The sequence below is a fragment of the Mycobacterium sp. NGS19 genome (genome assembly GCF_059813155.1).
Genome location: NZ_JCALEB010000003.1, coordinates 555,303 through 572,818, shown reverse-complemented (window position 1 = coordinate 572,818; position 17,516 = coordinate 555,303). Strand labels below are relative to the sequence as shown.

Here is a 17,516-nt window from a genome sequence, read left to right as displayed (position 1 = left end):
TCAGTTGACGCACTGCGGGTCGTTCGAGCCCGCGGTGATGATCGGCGACGGCGGCGGCGGCTCGGAGTCGGTGGCTGTGTCGCCGGTGGTTGCGGCTGCCGGATCGACCGTCGCGACGGTGGGATTGGTGCTGTCGAGCCCAGAGCCGGGCCCGGTGTAGTCAGCGGTCAGCACCACGCGCACGGTGCCCGGGCGCACCGACGGGTCGGCCACCACCGGCAGTCCGCCGAGCTGCTTGGCCACCGCTTGCGCGCCGAGGTCGTCGGCCTTGGCCGCGTGCACCTGGCTGCCCGGGACGTGCCCGCCGTCGTGGTTGCCGATCGGTCCCTGCTGAAACCCGTTGTTGGTCAACACCTGTGACACCGCGGCCGCCAGACCGTTGATGTCGCTGTCGTTTTCCACCTCGACCGCAGTGTTGGCCGGTGTGTAGGCCAGCTCTTCGGTCTTGCCCTGCGCCTGGTCGCTCAGCAAGCCCTTCACCCACGCCTGCACCTGCGAGGGGTCCACCCGCACCACGCTCTGCATGCCGTCGTCGCTCCAGCCCGACTCGTCGAGCACCGGGATGGTCGCGAACGCGACGTTGCCTGCGGCCAGCTTCTGCAGCTCCTTGATGAAATCCATGATGTCCCAGCCGTCCGACAGCACCACAGAGCGCTGAATCGCCGTCTGCAGGCGCTCCAGCGCTGAGGGGCTGGACAAGGTCTTCCCTGAAATCACTTGATGCGCAAGGGAAGCCATGACCACCTGCTGGCGCACCACCCTGTCGAGGTCGCCGCGCGGCAGGTCGTGGCGCTGCCGGACGAAGCTCAGCGCCTGCGGCCCGCTCAGCCGCTGCCAGCCGGCCGGGAAGTCGGCTCCCGAAAGGGGTTCGTAGACAGCATCTTTCAAGCAGACGTCGACACCGCCGATGGCGTCGGTGATCAACGCGAAGCCCAGCAGCCCCACTTCGGCGTAATGGTCGACGGTAACTCCGGTGAGATCGGCGACGGTCTTGATCAGTGCCTCTCGACCCGCCTCGGTGGCCTGGGCGTCGGCCTGCGCGTCACTGACGCCCGACTCGACAAGCTGCATGCGCTTCTGTTCTTTGGTCTGACCGTAGACGCCGTTGATCTTCGTCTTCCCCAGGCCGGCAGCCTGCACGTACGAGTCGCGGGGGATCGAGATGGCCGTCGCCGACTTCCCGTTGTCCGGGATGCGCACCAAGATGATCGTGTCGGTGTTGGTGGACACGTCGTCGCCGGCGTGCAGCTGGGCGAGTTCGTCCTCGCTGAGCGGATTGCCGTGAGCGTCGGTGCGGCTGTCCATGCCGACCAGAAGGATGTCGATCGCGCCGTCCTCACCGCCGGTGCCCAGCAGCGGCGAGCTGATGTGCAGGATGCCGTTCTCCAGCGAACGGATCTTGCTCCACGCCAGTCCGGTGGCCAACACGATCGCACACGCCACCACAGTGCACAGCACCCGCACGCCACGGCGCGCGTTCGCGGCCGGGCCGGCGGTTGGCACAGCAGGCACGAAGAAACCCCATTCAGTTCGGTAGCTGCGACCAGGCTACTGGCGCAGGCGCCGCAGACGCCGTAGCCGAGGCCCGGCGTGCCAGACTCGAAAACCATGGGCCACCGAATTGTTATCACCGGCGCGCGGGGGCAGGTCGGGCGCCGGCTGGCCGTCGACGCGGCCCGCGCCGGTCACGACGTGGTGGCGCTGAGCTCCACCGACTGGGACATCACCGCAGCGGATGCCGGCGACGGGATCGTCGAACCCGGCGACGTGGTGGTCAACTGCGCCGCCTACACCGCGGTGGACGCCGCCGAGTCGGACGCTGAGACTGCCCACGCGGTGAACGCGGTCGGGCCCGGAAACGTCGCGCGCAGTTGCGCGCGGGTGGGCGCTCGGCTGATTCACCTGTCCACCGACTACGTGTTCAGCGGACGTTTCCCCGGTTCACCCCGGCCCTATGACGTCGACGACCGGCCGGAGCCGCTGTCGGTGTACGGGCGCACGAAGCTCGCCGGCGAAGAGGCGGTACACGCCGTCTTGCCCCACGCGCATGTGGTGCGCACCGCCTGGGTCTACGCGGGCGTCGGCAAAGACTTTGTCGCCGCCATCGCGCAACGCGCACGCGGCGGCGAGCAGATCGACGTGGTGGCCGACCAGATCGGCTCGCCCACGTTCGTCGGCGACCTGGTCGGTGCGCTGCTGCAGATTGCCGCGGGCGGTATCAGCGCGCCGCTGCTGCACGCCGCGAACGCCGGCGCCGCCAGCCGGTTCGATCAGGCCAGAGCCGTCTTCGAAGAGCTGCGCACCGACCCGCAACGGGTCCGGCCCGTCGCCACCGATCGCAACCCGCGGCCCGCCCCACGGCCGGCCTACTCCGCGTTGTCGGCGCGGTTGTCTGCCGCCGCCGGACTGACGCCGTTGCGGCCGTGGCGCGACGCACTCGCCGCCGCGCTGTCCGGCAGCGAGACCCGTGCCCGCGAAAGCCCGGCTGACGACGCTGGTGGGGGCTGAGAACCGTTACCCTCAACGCCGTGAGTGAGGGAGTTGGCGCGTCCGGTGAGTGACATGTTGACGGTGGTGACCGTGACGTACTCGCCGGGTCCGCACCTGCACCGGTTCTTGGCGAGTTTGTCGCATGCCACCGACCGGCCCGTCACCGTCGTCATGGCCGACAACGGGTCCACCGACGGCAGCCCCGAGGCCGCGTTGGCCGAGTTCCCCAACACCCGCCTGCTGCGCACCGGCGCCAACATCGGCTACGGCGCCGCGGTCAACCGCGCGGCCGCCGAATTAGGCCCGGAGACAGACTTTTTCGTGGTCGCGAACCCCGATGTGCAGTGGGGGCCGGCGAGCATCGACCTGCTGCTGGAGGCGGCCGGCCGCTGGCCGCGGGCCGGCACGCTGGGCCCGTTGATCCGCGACCCGGACGGCTCGGTGTATCCGTCGGCACGTCACCTTCCCAGCCTCGTCCGGGGCGGCCTGCACGCGGTGATCGGACCGCTGTGGCGCACCAACCCGTGGACGGCCGCTTACCGCCAGGAGCGTCTGGAGCCCAGCGAACGGCCCGTCGGCTGGCTGTCGGGGTCGTGCCTGTTGGTGCGCAAGGCCGCCTTCGACGAGGTGAACGGCTTCGACGAGCGCTACTTCATGTATATGGAAGACGTCGACCTCGGCGACCGGCTCGGCAGAGCCGGCTGGCAGAACGTCTATGTGCCCTCGGCGGAGATTCTGCACGACAAAGGCCACGCCACCGGCCGCGATCCGGCCAGAAATCTCGTCGCACACCACCAGAGCACCTACATTTACCTTGCCGATCGGCACCCGCACTGGTGGCAGGCGCCCCTGAGGTGGGCGATGCGGTTCGCGCTTGCGGTGCGGTCCCGGTTGGCGGTGCGAGGCTCCCGGCGCAAGCTGGCGAAAGGCAGGTGAGATGACGGACACCCCGATCGACCCGGCGCACGTCGACGCGATCGTGCTCGTCGGCGGCCAGGGCACGCGGTTGCGGCCGCTGACGCTGTCGGCACCCAAGCCGATGCTGCCGACTGCCGGGCTGCCATTTTTGACCCACCTGCTGTCGCGGATCGCGGCCGCCGGCATTCACCATGTGGTGCTGGGCACGTCGTACAAGGCCGAGGTGTTCGAATCCGAGTTCGGTGACGGCTCGAAGCTGGGTCTGCAGATCGACTACGTCACCGAGACCGAACCGCTGGGCACGGGCGGCGGGATCGCCAACGCCGCCGCAGGACTGCGTCACGACACCGTCATGGTGTTCAACGGCGACGTGCTCTCCGGGGCCGACCTGGTCTCGATGCTCGAGACGCATCAGCGCCTGGACGCCGATGTGACCCTTCACCTGGTGCGCGTCGGCGATCCCCGCGCGTTCGGCTGTGTGCCCACCGACGACGAGGGCTTGGTCACCGCGTTCCTGGAGAAGACGCAGGACCCGCCGACCGACCAGATCAACGCCGGCTGCTACATCTTTCGCCGCTCGGTGATCGACCGCATTCCTCGCGGCCGGCCGGTGTCGGTGGAGCGGGAGGTGTTCCCGGCGCTGCTGTCGGACGGGCTGCGGGTGTGTGGCTACGTCGACGCAAGCTATTGGCGCGACATGGGCACGCCCGAGGATTTCGTCCAGGGATCGGCCGACCTCGTGCGTGGGATCGCGCCGTCGCCGGCGCTGGGCAACCAGCGCGGCGAGAAGCTGGTGCACGATGGCGCCGCGGTGGCGCCCGGAGCGGTGCTTGTGGGCGGCACGGTGGTCGGTCGCGGTGCCGAGATCGGGCCGGGTGTGCGGCTGGACGGCGCGGTGATCTTCGACGGTGCGCGCGTGGAGGCCGGGTCGCGCATCGAGCGGTCGATCATCGGGTTCGGCGCGCGCGTAGGGCCGCGGGCGCTGATCCGCGACGGGGTGATCGGCGACGGCGCAGATGTCGGCGCGCGGTGTGAGCTGCTGCGTGGCGCACGGGTATGGCCCGGCGTGACCATCCCAGACGGCGGCATCCGGTTCTCCACCGACGTCTGACCGCTATGCGATTTCGGTGCGCAAACCGGCGCCGAGCGCACGTTAGCGCCCCGAAATCGCATACGAAACCAGTTGGGAGAGGCCGTAATCGGTGTCATTTGGCATGGCATCGAGGTCCCACCACCGCAGGTCCAGCGATTCGTCGGTGACCGCGAAATGCGCATCCGGCGGTGCGTGCGCGACGAACTGCAGGTCGAGGTGTCGAGTCGGCACTCCCAGCGAACACGTCACGGGGTGAACGTGAATGGCGGTCAGCTCAGGCGCCAGCGAGAGCGCCGCGATGCCGGACTCTTCGACGGCCTCGCGTCGGGCTGCGGCGACGATGTCGGCGTCGACGTCCTCGCAGTGCCCACCGAGCTGAACCCACCGGCCCAACCGCGGATGAAGCGTCAGCAGTGCGCGCGTGCCGGTGTGGTCCAGCAGCAGCGTGGAGGCGGTGATATGGCCTGGCTCGCATTCGCGCCGACATGCGTCGGCCCGCGCAAGCACGAACGCGAGCACCGCTTCACGCATCGCGTCTTGCGCGGGATCCGGTGCGCGCCAGCCGGACAGCGTCGTGATCACCGAATCGCGCAGGCTCACTTGTGCACCAGCAGCCCAGCCACCGAGGCGGGTGCACGCGGGGTCAGTGGTTCAGTAGGATAGCCGATTGCTATGGCCCCCAATGGTTCCCACGACAAGGGGAGGTCGAGTTCGTCACGCACTTCCTCTGGCGCGAAGATCGTCGACCCCACCCAGCAGCTGCCGATGCCGCGCACGGCCAGCGCGACCAACAGCCCTTGAACGGCGGCACCGACCGCCACGGTGAACATCGTGTGTTCGGCTGCCGTGCGGGTGCTGTCGGGATAGTCGTGCGCGCCGTCGGGCACCAGAAACGGAATCATCAATTCTGGTGCATCGTAGAGGATTTGACCGCGGGCCACCCGCGCGTCGACGGCCTGCGTCGATTTGCCGTCGCGGGTGAGGTCGTCGCGCCAGCGGGCCTTCATGCGGTCCAGCAGTGCGACCCGGCGGTCGGGATCACGCAGCCAGACGAACCGCACCGGACGTGTGTGATGCGGCGCCGGCGCAGTGAGCGCATCCGCGACTGCGGCTTCGATGTGCTGCGGCGGCACCTGCTCGGGCGCGAACCGTCGCACAGATCGGCGCAACAGCAGCGCCTGCCGACGACCTTCGGCAAGTGCCTCCTCGGTGCCGAGCCAGAACAGGTCTTCGTCGCCGGCCCGCACCAGCCGCGCGGCGGTGGAGCCGTCGTCGGCGATTGTCAGGCCGCGCACCACAGCCACCGGGACGCCGGTCAGCTTGCCCTTGACAAGGTCTGCGGCGCAAGCCAGTTCGTCGGCGACCGCGACTTCGGTCACCACCAGTTCGTTGCCGTGCGGGTCGTGCGTGCCGGCATAGGCATGCAGCACCTCGACACCGGACGCACCGATCGCGACGTCGATCTGCCCGTTGCGCCACGCGCGACCCATGGTGTCGGTGATCAGCACACCGACAGTCACGCCGAGCCGTTCCCGCAGCCGCGCCCGCAATGTCGCCGCGCTGGCGTCCGGGTCGAGCGGGAGCAGCGCGAGCTCGGTGGCGCCGACATTCGACCCGTCGACGCCCGCGGCGGCCTGCACCAGCCCGAGCGCGTTCTCGGTGATCAGCGTCTTGCCCTTGCGTGCCAGAACCCTGACCGCTTCGGCGTCGATTAGCTTGCGGCGCAAGTCATCTCGGGCCTGCGGGTCAGCCGGCGCCGGCACGATGCGACCCTCGCACTTGCTCACGACCTTACTGGTGACCACCACCACGTCCCCGTCGCGCAGCCATGGCGCTGCCTTCGCGATCGCCGCGGCCAGGTCGTCGCCGGGCCGGAACTCGGGAAGCCCGGCGACCGGGAGCAGCTCGACGCGGCGTGCCGACCCGTGATCGGTCACGACCGCGGCTCCGACGTGAGCCCGGCCAATTCCAGGCCGCTGCGCACCATGTCGGCGGTGGCGGCCGGGTTCGTCATCAGCAGTGGCACCGCACGCACGGCCACCCCGTCGATGGACGCGGTGTCGCCTTCGTGGATCAACCAGCCGTCGAGGATCCCGACTCCGCTGCGGGCGCCGTAGTAGGCGCCGACGGCCTCGGACGTGCTGGCCACACCGATCACGCGCAGGCATTCATCGGCCATGCCGCGCAAGGGTTTTCCGCTGACGATGGGGGAGTAACCGATCACCGGCGCGGAAGTGGAGCGCAATGCGCCGCGGATGCCGGGGATCGCCAGGATTGCGCCGATGCTGACGACGGGGTTCGACGGTGCCAGGAACACCACGTCCGCGGATTCGATTGCGTCGACGACGCCGGGTCCGGCGGTGGCTTTCTCGGCGCCGACGAACGCGAAGCTGTGCGTGGGCACCTGCGCGCGGTAGCGCACCCACCACTCCTGGAAGTGGATCGCGCGCTGTGCGCCGTCGGCGGGATCGGTGATGACGACGTGGGTTTCGCAGCGGTCATCACTAGCGGGCAGCAGTGTCGCGCCGGGCGACCAGCGGTGGCACAGGGCTTCGGTCACCTGTGACAGTGGATAGCCTGCCCGCAGCATCTGGCTGCGCACCAGATGGGTCGCCAGGTCGCGGTCGCCGAGCCCGAACCAGTCGGGCTGCACGCCGTAGCGGGCCAATTCCTCCTTCGCGTGCCAAGTTTCGTCGCGGTGGCCCCAGCCGCGCTCGGGGTCGATGCCGCCGCCGAGGGTGTACATGCACGTGTCCAGATCGGGGCAGACGCGCACGCCGTGCATCCACGCGTCGTCGCCGACGTTGACGACGGCGGTCAGCTCATGCGTGCTTTCACCGGTGGCGAACTGGCCGAGGCCGAGCAGGTGCTGGACGCCCAGAAGGAAGCGCGCCCCGCCGACGCCGCCTACGAGAACGGTGACCTTCACAACCCAGGACACTAGGCCTTCCGTCGGGCGCGCGTTCGCCGCGGTGCGACACGCCGCAGAAACGACGCGCCGAATCTCGATAACGAGATGGTATGAAATTTGGTTCCAACGCTTGACCGGGCCTGCTCACAAGTGTGTAATCACATCAGTGTCATTCCCGGTTCGCCAGCCGGTTCCGGTGTCGCAGACCGAGATTCGATCACTTGTTCGAATTCTGCTGAATAGTGGGCGACATCCACAACCAACTGCGATTCTTAGGTTAGGAGGCGAAATGCCTTACGAGCAAAGCGATTTCCCGCGTCACATCCGGCTGGCCGACCGCGGATTGAGCGCGGCAGGCAGCGCGCCGCAAACCCACTCCGACGACGAGGCACCCACCGCCCAGCGAGCTAACTTGGCTTTGGTGCCGGACTTTTTCGGTCTGCCACCGGACGCCCCGGACGACCAATGGCAGGAGCGGGCGCTGTGCGCCCAAACCGACCCGGAGGCGTTCTTCCCCGAGAAGGGCGGCTCAACCCGAGAGGCCAAGCGCATCTGCATGGGCTGCGAGGTTCGCGGCGAGTGCCTCGAATACGCACTAGCCCATGACGAGCGCTTCGGCATCTGGGGCGGTCTCTCCGAGCGGGAGCGCCGCCGCCTCAAGCGCGGCATCATCTAGCCCGCTACCGGCTCGGGCACCCAAGCGCTCAGTCGTCGTCGATCGTCGGGTCGATGACGGAGGGTTCGACACCCAGATACGTCGCGACCTGAGCCACCAGCAACTCATGCAACAAGTCCGCAAGTTCGTCGCTGTCTTTGGCGCGCCGCTCGATCGGCTTGCGAAACAAGACGATGCGTGCGCGCGTCGAATTGCCCCGAACGTCCACGCCGGCGGGGATCAACCGGGCCAGGGCAATCGGCCCGTCGGCCACCACCTCCGGCGGCCACTGCACACTGTCCGGATCCTTGGGGGAGATGCGCGGTATCTCGTCGACCGCGACGTCGAGCCCGGACACCCGGTCGCGCCACCGCTGCTCGATCGGCTCATAGGCCTCGAGCACCGCCATGTCGAATCGCTCGGCGCGGCTGCGCCATCCGGGCACCGTCGGCGGCAACAACGGACCTCTCATCTCCCGTCGCCGGGAACGGCGTCTACCGGCCACGCGGGCGATCGTAACGGTTGGGGATCTTCGCTTCGGACCGTGCGCGTGTCCGGCGGCGGCCGACGATCCCGCACGATAGCCTTCCCGACGTGAACGTTCCCCGTCGCTGCTGCCGGCCCGGGTGTCCTCAATATGCGGTCGCGACGCTGACGTTTGTCTACTCGGATTCCACGGCGGTCGTCGGCCCGCTGGCCACTGCGCCGGAACCGCATTCGTGGGACCTGTGTGTCGGACACGCCAGCCGCATCACCGCCCCGCGCGGTTGGGAGTTGGTTCGCCACGCCGGGCCGCTGCCCACTAGTCCCGACGAAGACGACTTGGTCGCGCTCGCCGACGCGGTCCGGGAGAACCGTGACGGCGGCCGGGGCAACTTCGTGATGGGAAGCCGGGGCAGTGCAGCGCTCGACGATTCGCCCGCAGGCGGCCGATACCAGCAGATCGATCCGGTCAACGGCGCGCCCGTCGGCACCCACGGCGCCGTGCTGGCCCCGCCACCTTCTCCGTCGTCCAAGGCCGGCAGACGCCGCGGCCACCTCAGGGTGTTGCCGGACCCGCAGTGAGTTGAACCTGAGGCCGGGGGCAAACAGTTAGGCTGGCGCCAACAGTAGCGTTCTCGACCAGGAGTCAACCTTCGTCATGTCCCGGCCCGCTGCGATGGTTCACAGCGTGATCAAGGCCTACGACGTTCGTGGGCTGGTCGGCGATGAGATCGACGAGCCGTTCGTCGCTGAAGTCGGCGCCGCGTTCGCGCGGTTGCTGCGCGACGAAGGTGCGCGGCAGGTAGTGCTCGGTTACGACATGAGGTCGAGTTCACCGGCGCTTGCCGCGGCATTCGCCGACGGTGTGACCGGCCAAGGCCTCGACGTGGTCCGCATCGGTCTGGCGTCCACCGACCAGCTGTACTTCGCGTCCGGCATGCTCGACTGCCCCGGCGCGATGTTCACCGCCAGCCACAACCCCGCCGCCTACAACGGCATCAAGCTCTGCCGGGCCGGCGCAAAACCGGTGGGCCGCGACACCGGGCTCGCCACGATCAGCGAGCAGGTGATCGCTGGCGTGCCCGATTACGACGGGCCGGCCGGCAAGGTCACCGACCGCGACGTGCTCGCCGACTACGGCGAGTTCCTGCGGTCATTGGTCGACCTCAGCGGAGGGCGGCCACTGCGGGTGGCGGTCGACGCGGGTAACGGGATGGCCGGCCACACCACACCCGCGGTGCTCGGCCCGATCACCTCGATCACCGTCGACCCCTTGTATTTCGAACTCGACGGCACGTTCCCCAACCACGAGGCCAATCCGCTGGACCCGGCCAACCTGGTCGACTTGCAAGAGCACGTCCGGGCGACCGGTGCCGACATCGGGCTGGCCTTCGACGGGGATGCCGACCGCTGCTTCGTGGTCGACGAACGGGGCGAGCCGGTGTCGCCGTCGGCTGTCACCGCGCTGGTAGCGGCTCGCGAACTCGACCGGGAGATCGGTGCCACCGTGATTCACAACTTGATCACGTCGCGTGCCGTGCCGGAGCTGGTGACCGAGCGGGGAGGCACGCCGGTGAGATCGCGCGTCGGGCACTCCTACATCAAGGCGCTCATGGCCGAGACAGGCGCGATTTTCGGTGGCGAGCATTCTGCGCACTACTACTTCCGCGACTTCTGGGGCGCCGACTCCGGCATGCTGGCCGCGCTGCACGTGCTCGCGGCACTCGGGGAGCACGATCGGCCGCTGTCCGATCTGATGGCCGACTATCAGCGCTACGAGCAGTCTGGCGAGATCAACTTCACGGTCGCCGACGCCCAAGACTGCATCGACGCCGTGCTGAAGTCGTTCGGCACACAGATCGTCTCGATCGATCACTTGGATGGCGTGACCGTCGACTTGGGTGAGGGCACCTGGTTCAACGTTCGGATGTCCAACACTGAGCCGTTGCTGCGGTTGAACGTCGAAGCGCGGACCACAGAGGCAGTGGATGCCGTGGTCGACCAAGTCGCGGCCGGAATCCGTTCTGCGTCAAAGGTTTCCTCATGAACGCCACCGGGTCGGTGATCGACCTCGACGACGTCGACGGGCTTGTCGCCGCCGATACCGAAGGCCTGCTGCGTGCGGCGTCTACGGCCGGGGCACATGTGCGCGCGACGGGTGCCGCGGTCGACGAGGGGGCGCTGGAGTCGCTCGTCGGTCCGCAACCGCGCACGGTGATCTGGGTGGCCGGTCGTGGCACCGCCGGCACTGCCGGTCGCATGGTGTCCGCGCTCGTCGGCCAGTCTGCCGGGGCGCCGATCATGGTGGCCGCCGGCGCGCCGCCGTGGATCGGCCCGCTCGACGTGGTCGTGGTGGCCGGCGACGATCCCGGCGACCCTGCGTTGGTGGCCGCTGCGTCGATGGGAGTGCGGCGCGGCGCGCGGGTGATGGTGGTCGCGCCGTTCGAAGGCCCGCTGCGAGACGCCGCTGCCGGACGGGCCGCGGTGCTCGAGCCGCGGCTGCCGCTCAACGACGCGTTCGGGCTGACCCGATACTTTGCCGCCGGCTTGGCCGCCGTGTCGGCGGTCGACCCTGCAGTGCAGGCCGACATCGCCGGGCTGGCCGACGACGTCGACGCTGAAGTGCTGCGCAGCAGTGCCGGCCGGGAAGTGTTCACCAACCCGGCCAAGGCCCTGGCGGATCGTATGGTGTCGCGCCGCGTGGTGCTGGCCGCCGACTCCGCCGCCGCGTTGGCCTTGGCGCACCACGGCAGCGCGGTGCTGCTGCGAATTTCGGGCACTGTGGCCGCCGCAGCCGGACTGGGTGATGTGGTGGTGGCACTGCGGTCGGGTTTCCAACGGGGACACGTGGATTCGGTGGACGCGATCTTCCACGACGAAGAGATCGACGGTCCGCTGCCGGAGCGCCTGCGGGTTCTCGCGTTGACGCTCACCGATGAACGCGCCGTCGTGGCGGCCCGCACGGCAGGGCTCGACGACGTCGACCTGGTGGGTGCCGCAGACGTGACGGATCCCGCCGCGGCGGGGATCGGCACCGCCGACGCGCAATTGGCGGTGCTGGCGGTGCGGCTGGAAATGGCTGCGGTGTATCTGCGATTGATTCGGGGTTAGCGACGTGCATCTGTTACGCGGCGCGGTGCGCACCTACGCGTGGGGATCCCGCACGGCGATCGCCGAATTCACCGGAAGACCCACCCCCACAAGACATCCCGAGGCGGAGCTCTGGTTCGGTGCGCACCCCGGCGATCCGGCGTGGCTGCAGACCGACGCCGGAGATCGGTCCCTGCTCGAGACCCTTGCGGCCGATCCTGAAGGCCAGCTCGGCGTATCGGTGGTCGAGCGATTCGGCGAACGCCTGCCCTTCCTGGTGAAGGTGCTGGCCGCTGACGAGCCGTTGTCATTGCAGGCGCACCCGAGCGCGCGGCAGGCCGCCGAGGGATTCGAGCGCGAGGAGCGGCTCGGTATCCCGGTGACCTCGCCGACGCGCAACTACCGTGACCGCAGCCACAAACCCGAGCTGGTGATCGCAGTGGAACCGTTCGAGGCGCTGGCGGGGTTTCGCGACGTAGCGCACACCGTCGAGCTGATGAAGGCGCTGGAGGTACCGCACCTCGATCCGTTCATTGCGCTGCTCAACGGCCAGCCCGACGCCGACGGGCTGCGGGCACTGTTCACCACCTGGATCACCGCGCCGCAACCGGACCTCGACGTCTTGGTGCCGGCAGTGCTCGACGGTGCTATCGACTACATCCGTTCAGGCGCAAAGCAATTCGCCGACGAGGCGAAAACGGTGCTAGAGCTCGGCGAGCGCTATCCCGGTGACGCCGGCGTGCTAGCGGCGCTGCTGCTGAACCGGATGCACCTCGAGCCTGGGGAGGCTCTCTTCCTGCCGGCCGGCAACCTGCACACCTATCTGCGCGGCGTGGCGCTGGAAGTGATGGCCAATTCAGACAACGTGCTGCGCGGCGGATTGACCCCCAAGCACGTCGACGTCCCGGAGCTGCTGCGGATCCTCGACTTCCATCCCGTCGCCGCAGAATCGATGCGTCCCGAAATACGATGGGAGGGGCCAGAGCTCGTATACCTGGCCCCGGCCGACGAATTCGCGGTGTCGTGTTTGCGCATCGACGGCGAGAACCTGGGGCACGAGATCGACGCCGCCGTTCGACATGACGGACCTCAGGTTCTGTTGTGTACCGGAGGCGCGGTGCAACTGCACGCGAAGTCGTCGTCGATGACCTTGCAGCGGGGGCAGGCGGCCTGGGTGCCCGCCGACGACGGCCCCATTCGCTTGGTCGCCGAGCGGCCGGCGGAGTTGTTCCGGGTTACCCCAGGCGTATAAGGAGAATCGCGGCGTGTCGAGCGAGGGCAGTACGAAAGCGATCTTGGCGGCGTTGGCGGCCAACGCCGGCATCGCGGTGGCGAAGTTCGTCGGCTATCTCATCACCGGCAGCTCGTCGATGCTGGCCGAGGCGGTGCATTCGGTGGCCGACACCTCAAACCAGGCGCTGCTTCTGCTGGGCCAGCGCCGGGCCCGCAAGGAAGCCGACCGCTTGCACCCGTTCGGGTACGGCCGCAGCCGCTACTTCTACTCGTTCGTCGTGGCGCTCGTATTGTTCAGTCTCGGTTCGCTGTTCGCGCTCTACGAGGGCTACCACAAGATCAGCCATCCCGAGCGGTTGACGTCACCGGTCGTGGCGATCGTGATCCTCGCGGTGGCAATTGCCTTGGAGTCGTTCAGTTTACGAACCGCGGTGGTCGAGTCGCGGCCGCTGAAGGGCTCCGGCAGCTGGTGGCGGTTCATCCGCACGTCGCGCAATCCCGAACTGCCGGTCGTGCTGCTCGAGGATCTCGGCGCGCTGACCGGACTGCTGTTCGCATTCATAGGCGTGGGGCTGACGGTCCTCACCGGCGACGCCGTCTGGGACGGCGTCGGCACCATAGCCATCGGTGTGCTGCTCGGTGTGATCGCGATGATCCTGATCGTCGAGATGCACAGCCTGCTGATCGGCGAGGGCGCCACCGGCGAGCAGGAACGCGCGATCCGCGGGGCGCTCGAGGCCACCCCGAACGTCGACCGGGTGATCCACCTGCGCACACAGTATCTCGGGCCCGAGGAGATGTTGGTCGCCGCCAAGATCGCGTTGTCCCCGGGCAGCGACATGGTGACGGTGGCCCGGGCGATCGACGACGCGGAGGCACGGGTGCGCGAGGCGGTACCGGCCGCACGGGTGATCTATCTCGAGCCAGACCTCGACCGAGCGCTGGCCAGGTAGCCGCCGGACGCGGACGGCGACATCGGACGCTGTCCGACACTTGACTTTCCTGATGGGAAAGAGAAGCGTACTTTCCCACTAGGAAAGTAGGTGGACGTGGCTGACCTGACACCCGATCAGGCGCGCGAGGCGCTGCGCCGGGTCGAGCACGCGCACGATCAAATCGCCAGCGCTGTCGGACTGCCCGGCGGCTATTGGTGGGCAATGGCTGCCGGCTGGCTGGCATTGGGCGTCATAGGTGCCTTCGCGCCGATATGGTTCACCAGCGCGGCCACCCTGGCTTTCGGGATGGGACACTCGTTGATCGCGTCGTGGCTGCTGGAAGGCCGAAGGCCGAATCCGCGGCTACAAGTCAACGAAGCCGTTGCGGGCCGGCGCATTCCGCTGATTGTGATCGGCATGCTCTTCGGCTTCGTAGCGCTGACAGTGGGGTTGGGGTTTGCGATCCACGCCGATGGCGGCCGCCATGCCGGCATCTGGGCGGCGCTGATCGTGGCCGTCATGATCGGCTTCGGTGGCTCGAGAATCTTCACGGGGATTCGCACTCGGCTGCGCACATGAAAGCCCGCTTCGACGAACTGATCCATCAGAGCACGCGGCTGTCGCTGGTGGCTGCTCTCGCGGCTGCCGACTGGGTCGAATTCTCCTACCTCAAGGAGCGCTTCGCTCTGTCGGACTCGGCGTTGTCCAAACAGCTCTCGACTCTCGAGTCCGCCGGGTACGTCACCACACAGCGGCATCCGCGCGGCAGTCGGCGCACCCTCATTGCGCGTCTGACGGACGCGGGCCGTGACGCGTTCGACGGCCATGTCGCCGCCCTGCGGGAAATAGTCGACGAGCCGTTGCGGCAATCCAGCGGTACCCGGTCGCGCATTCGATCAGGCTGATCGAAACACGCGATACCCGTCGGCAGGTGGCGTAATAGCCTGACGACCGAATGTCGTTGCAGCTCAAGCTCTGAGCAAGGTGGCGTAAAGCGCGCCTGATTCGCTCGCGGCCGGCACGCGACGCCGCGTTGCAACCTTCGGCACCGTGTTACGTTTCCTGCCCGACCAGGCCATGCAGGGAGACGAAGTGGTATCGGCGCCGACACGCACACCCGGGCTCACTGCGGTGCGCAGGTCGGCGACCTTGCCCGACGGAGTGTCGGTGAAGCCGCTGAGGGCGCGACGATCCCGCACTGCGCTGCTTCACCGGATCGTCATGGTCGGGCTGCCACTGCTCAGCCTTGTGCTGGCGACGGTCGCGTGGGATGCCTCAGTGCGCCTTGAATTGTTCTCGCCGCGCCTGCTGCCTTCACCGGCCGCGGTACTGGACGCGGCGCGGCAGATGTACGCCGACGGGACGTTGCCGGCCGATGCGGCTGCCAGCTTCCGCCGCGCACTGCAGGGCTTCGTTGTCGGCTCGGCGGTGGCCATCGTCGTCGGCACCCTCACCGGACGCAGCAGGATCGCGCGTGGGCTGCTCGAGCCGCTGATTCAGGTGGTGCGTCCGATACCCGCAATTGCGTTGGTGCCGTTGGCGATTCTGTGGTTCGGCATCGGCGAGGAATCCAAGCTCTTCCTGACCAGCCTCGGTGTGTTCTTTCCCGTCTGGGTCAACACCCATGCCGGGATCTCGGCAACCCGCGAAGACCATCTTCGGGTGGCGGCCTCGCTCGGCGCGTCGCGGTGGCTGACGTTCACCAACGTCGTGCTGCCCGGCGCGCTGCCGTTCGTCGTGACCGGTTTGCGTCAGGGCATCGCGACGTCGCTGATCTTGATCGTGGCGTCGGAGCAGTCCGGGGTGACGGCGGGGCTCGGCTTCAGGCTCGACCAAGCCCGCCTGTTCAGCCAGCCCGACCGGCTTTTCGTCTGTCTTGCCGCGCTGGGGATCGTCGGTGCGATCGCCGATCAGCTGTTCCACCAAGCCACCCGGCACGGTCTGCGGTGGGCGAAAGAACAGTCGTGAGCATCGACATCCAAGGTCTCACCGTGCGCTACGCCGACACGGCGAGGCCCGTGATCGACGGTCTGGACCTCACGATCGCCGCGGGTACGTTCGTGGCCGTGCTCGGACCGTCGGGCTGCGGCAAGTCGACGTTGCTCAATTCCATCGCCGGATTCGTCCGCCCGGCAGCCGGTTTCGTCGCCTTCGACGGAGCGCCGATCACCGGTCCCGGCCGTGAACGTGGCGTCGTGTTCCAGCGCGACGTGTTGTTCCCGTGGGCGTCGGTGGGCAGCAACATCGGTTTCGCGTTGCGCGCCGCACGGCTGCCTCGACGACAGCGGCCCGAGCGGATCGCCGAATTGCTCGAGTCGGTCGGCCTGGCGCCGTCGGTGGCCAAGAAGCTGCCGCACGAACTGTCCGGCGGCATGCGTCAGCGGGTGGGAATCGCCCGCGCACTGGCCAACAATCCGCGGGTGTTGCTGATGGACGAACCTTTCGGGGCGCTCGACGCGCTGACCCGCCAGCAGATGCAAGACCTGGTGACCGAACTGTGGGAGAACCGCGGAAGCACAGTCGTTTTCGTGACGCACGACGTCGACGAAGCCATCCGGATCGCGTCCTCGATCGTGGTGATGGACCGCGAGGGCACGGTGGCCGCGCACCTGGCAAACCCGCTGCCGAGGCCTCGAACCGCAAGCCGGCTGGGTGAATTCGAAGAGTACGCGGCGCTGCGCCGCCAGTTGCACGATCTGCTGCTGGCCGAGTCCGCGTCGGCTGCTACGAGGGAGCACATATGACACGGGCACGACGTTTCGCCGCGGTTCTTTTCGCCTCGCTGCTGGGTCTGGGCTTCGCTGCCGCCTGCGCCGACAGTCAAGAGTCCGCCTCGACTCTGACGCTGGGCTGGGTGGTCGATCCGTGCTGGGCACAGGTGCCCGTCGCCAACGAGCTCGGCTACTTCGCGCAGAACGGCGTAACGGTCAAGGTGGTGCCGTTTCCCACCGGTGCTGCGGCATTGGAGGCGCTCGCGGGCGGCGCAGTCGACGTCGCCAATGGCGGTGACGTCCCGACGTCTGCCGCAGTGCTGAAGAGTCCGCGGCTACGGGTGATCGCCGACGGGGCGCGCTGGCCGGAAGGCCGGTTCGTGGTCCGTCGGTCGTCGGGCATCGACTCCATCGCTGCGCTGGCGGGCCACAAGATCGCGGTACCGCTGGGCAGCAGCGCCCACTACTTCGCGACCAAGTTCCTGGCCGAAGCCAACGTGACCGCCGATCTCATCCAGACCGGTCCGGCAGAGATCGTCACCGCGATCGTCAACCACAACGTCGACGCGATCGCGGTGTTCCAGCCCGCGCTGGCTAAAGCTGTCCAGGCTCTCGGCGATGACCAACTCCAGTTGCAAGGCAGGCAGAAGTACAACCAGCACAGTCTCTACCTCGCCAACGACGACGTCGTCACATCGAAGAAGGCCGTGATCGCCAAGTTCATCTCGGCAATACGGCAGGCCGACGCTCCGTTGACCCAGAAGAATCCAGCCGCGTTGTCTGCGGTCGCGAAAGCCGTTGGGCTAGAACGGAATCTGATCGACTCGGTGTCTTCGGAGTTCGTCTTCCGCACTGAGCTCGGACCGGAACTGGCCGCAGACCTGGCCGATCGTGCACGCTGGGCGCAAAGCATTGGCCGCGTGCCGGCGGAGCAGCCGATCCCGGACTACCAGTCGGTGATCGTGCCGTCGTTCCTCGAGGCGGGGAAATCCTGACC

The 17,516-nt window shown here is 68.1% G+C and carries 19 protein-coding genes; 14 read left to right on the top strand and 5 right to left on the bottom strand.

Going from position 1 to position 17,516, the window contains the following annotated elements; all coding sequences use genetic code 11:
- Entirely contained in the window at nucleotides 1–1,464 is a 1,464-nt protein-coding gene (locus tag AC5Y4N_RS12655; protein ID WP_499908058.1) for an LCP family protein, read from the bottom strand.
- 144 nt (nucleotides 1,465–1,608) lie between these two features.
- Here AC5Y4N_RS12655 and rfbD point away from each other — a divergent pair, with 144 nt between their 5' ends.
- From rfbD to manB, 3 genes are read left to right on the top strand one after another with little or no spacing between them, the layout of a single operon-like run.
- Complete coding sequence (rfbD, locus tag AC5Y4N_RS12650; RefSeq protein WP_499907690.1) at nucleotides 1,609–2,508, top strand: dTDP-4-dehydrorhamnose reductase; 900 nt, start codon at nucleotides 1,609–1,611, stop codon at nucleotides 2,506–2,508.
- Nucleotides 2,509–2,553: 45 nt separating this feature from the next.
- On the top strand, nucleotides 2,554–3,426 hold the full coding sequence (locus AC5Y4N_RS12645) for a glycosyltransferase family 2 protein (RefSeq protein WP_499907692.1): 873 nt from the start codon (nucleotides 2,554–2,556) through the stop codon (nucleotides 3,424–3,426).
- 1 nt (nucleotide 3,427) lies between these two features.
- Nucleotides 3,428–4,519 (top strand): mannose-1-phosphate guanylyltransferase, encoded by a 1,092-nt coding sequence (gene manB / locus AC5Y4N_RS12640; RefSeq protein WP_499907694.1) that lies wholly within the window; start codon nucleotides 3,428–3,430, stop codon nucleotides 4,517–4,519.
- Between the two features lie 42 nt (nucleotides 4,520–4,561).
- Here the strand turns inward: manB and AC5Y4N_RS12635 are convergent, their stop codons facing one another.
- The 3 genes from AC5Y4N_RS12635 to cofD are packed head-to-tail and all read right to left on the bottom strand — an operon-like array spanning nucleotide 4,562 to nucleotide 7,430.
- Nucleotides 4,562–5,101 (bottom strand): NUDIX hydrolase, encoded by a 540-nt coding sequence (locus AC5Y4N_RS12635; RefSeq protein WP_499907696.1) that lies wholly within the window; start codon nucleotides 5,099–5,101, stop codon nucleotides 4,562–4,564.
- Nucleotides 5,098–6,438, bottom strand: a complete 1,341-nt coding sequence (locus tag AC5Y4N_RS12630) for a coenzyme F420-0:L-glutamate ligase (RefSeq protein WP_499907698.1) — start codon at nucleotides 6,436–6,438, stop codon at nucleotides 5,098–5,100. Before AC5Y4N_RS12630 ends, AC5Y4N_RS12635 begins: the two co-directional genes overlap by 4 nt.
- Nucleotides 6,435–7,430: a 2-phospho-L-lactate transferase gene (gene cofD / locus AC5Y4N_RS12625; protein WP_499908059.1), complete on the bottom strand. Its 996-nt coding sequence runs from the start codon at nucleotides 7,428–7,430 to the stop codon at nucleotides 6,435–6,437. The genes AC5Y4N_RS12630 and cofD overlap by 4 nt, the downstream gene beginning before the upstream one ends.
- A 394-nt stretch (nucleotides 7,431–7,824) precedes the next feature.
- On the opposite strand from cofD, the gene AC5Y4N_RS12620 reads away from it, so the two are divergent.
- A complete protein-coding gene (locus tag AC5Y4N_RS12620) occupies nucleotides 7,825–8,088 on the top strand; it encodes a WhiB family transcriptional regulator (RefSeq protein ID WP_499908060.1) in 264 nt (87 codons plus the stop codon).
- A 28-nt stretch (nucleotides 8,089–8,116) separates the two neighbouring features.
- Here AC5Y4N_RS12620 and AC5Y4N_RS12615 read toward each other — a convergent pair whose 3' ends face one another.
- Complete coding sequence (locus tag AC5Y4N_RS12615) at nucleotides 8,117–8,539, bottom strand: metallopeptidase family protein (protein ID WP_499908061.1); 423 nt, start codon at nucleotides 8,537–8,539, stop codon at nucleotides 8,117–8,119.
- 122 nt (nucleotides 8,540–8,661) lie between these two features.
- On the opposite strand from AC5Y4N_RS12615, the gene AC5Y4N_RS12610 reads away from it, so the two are divergent.
- The 10 genes from AC5Y4N_RS12610 (at nucleotide 8,662) to AC5Y4N_RS12565 (ending at nucleotide 17,514) form a co-directional block, all read left to right on the top strand.
- Nucleotides 8,662–9,132 (top strand): DUF3499 domain-containing protein, encoded by a 471-nt coding sequence (locus tag AC5Y4N_RS12610; protein ID WP_499907700.1) that lies wholly within the window; start codon nucleotides 8,662–8,664, stop codon nucleotides 9,130–9,132.
- A 76-nt stretch (nucleotides 9,133–9,208) separates the two neighbouring features.
- Nucleotides 9,209–10,597, top strand: coding sequence for a phosphomannomutase/phosphoglucomutase (locus AC5Y4N_RS12605; protein WP_499907702.1), 1,389 nt, complete (start codon nucleotides 9,209–9,211; stop codon nucleotides 10,595–10,597).
- The gene (locus AC5Y4N_RS12600) at nucleotides 10,594–11,661 is read left to right on the top strand and encodes a TobH protein (protein ID WP_499907704.1); all 1,068 of its coding nucleotides are present in this window, start codon (nucleotides 10,594–10,596) and stop codon (nucleotides 11,659–11,661) included. The genes AC5Y4N_RS12605 and AC5Y4N_RS12600 overlap by 4 nt, the downstream gene beginning before the upstream one ends.
- Nucleotides 11,662–11,665: 4 nt before the next feature.
- On the top strand, nucleotides 11,666–12,892 hold the full coding sequence (gene manA, locus AC5Y4N_RS12595; RefSeq protein WP_499907706.1) for a mannose-6-phosphate isomerase, class I: 1,227 nt from the start codon (nucleotides 11,666–11,668) through the stop codon (nucleotides 12,890–12,892).
- Between the two features lie 13 nt (nucleotides 12,893–12,905).
- On the top strand, nucleotides 12,906–13,826 hold the full coding sequence (locus tag AC5Y4N_RS12590; protein ID WP_499907708.1) for a cation diffusion facilitator family transporter: 921 nt from the start codon (nucleotides 12,906–12,908) through the stop codon (nucleotides 13,824–13,826).
- A gap of 90 nt (nucleotides 13,827–13,916) precedes the next feature.
- Complete coding sequence (locus AC5Y4N_RS12585; RefSeq protein ID WP_499907710.1) at nucleotides 13,917–14,387, top strand: hypothetical protein; 471 nt, start codon at nucleotides 13,917–13,919, stop codon at nucleotides 14,385–14,387.
- Entirely contained in the window at nucleotides 14,384–14,713 is a 330-nt protein-coding gene (locus AC5Y4N_RS12580; protein ID WP_499907712.1) for a transcriptional regulator, read from the top strand. The genes AC5Y4N_RS12585 and AC5Y4N_RS12580 overlap by 4 nt, the downstream gene beginning before the upstream one ends.
- A 145-nt stretch (nucleotides 14,714–14,858) precedes the next feature.
- A complete protein-coding gene (locus AC5Y4N_RS12575; RefSeq protein ID WP_499907714.1) occupies nucleotides 14,859–15,776 on the top strand; it encodes an ABC transporter permease in 918 nt (305 codons plus the stop codon).
- Nucleotides 15,773–16,552: an ABC transporter ATP-binding protein gene (locus tag AC5Y4N_RS12570; RefSeq protein WP_499907716.1), complete on the top strand. Its 780-nt coding sequence runs from the start codon at nucleotides 15,773–15,775 to the stop codon at nucleotides 16,550–16,552. The genes AC5Y4N_RS12575 and AC5Y4N_RS12570 overlap by 4 nt, the downstream gene beginning before the upstream one ends.
- Complete coding sequence (locus AC5Y4N_RS12565; RefSeq protein ID WP_499907718.1) at nucleotides 16,549–17,514, top strand: ABC transporter substrate-binding protein; 966 nt, start codon at nucleotides 16,549–16,551, stop codon at nucleotides 17,512–17,514. Before AC5Y4N_RS12570 ends, AC5Y4N_RS12565 begins: the two co-directional genes overlap by 4 nt.
- The last annotated feature ends 2 nt before the right edge of the window (nucleotides 17,515–17,516 follow it).

Bases quoted from the DNA above. Each gene is read 5' to 3' on its own strand.
- rfbD (WP_499907690.1), top strand. From the start codon at position 1,609: ATGGGCCACCGAATTGTTATCACCGGCGCGCGGGGGCAGGTCGGGCGC.
- manB (WP_499907694.1), top strand. From the start codon at position 3,428: ATGACGGACACCCCGATCGACCCGGCGCACGTCGACGCGATCGTGCTC.
- AC5Y4N_RS12615 (WP_499908061.1), bottom strand. From the start codon at position 8,539: ATGAGAGGTCCGTTGTTGCCGCCGACGGTGCCCGGATGGCGCAGCCGC.
- AC5Y4N_RS12605 (WP_499907702.1), top strand. From the start codon at position 9,209: ATGTCCCGGCCCGCTGCGATGGTTCACAGCGTGATCAAGGCCTACGAC.
- AC5Y4N_RS12600 (WP_499907704.1), top strand. From the start codon at position 10,594: ATGAACGCCACCGGGTCGGTGATCGACCTCGACGACGTCGACGGGCTT.
- AC5Y4N_RS12580 (WP_499907712.1), top strand. From the start codon at position 14,384: ATGAAAGCCCGCTTCGACGAACTGATCCATCAGAGCACGCGGCTGTCG.
- AC5Y4N_RS12565 (WP_499907718.1), top strand. From the start codon at position 16,549: ATGACACGGGCACGACGTTTCGCCGCGGTTCTTTTCGCCTCGCTGCTG.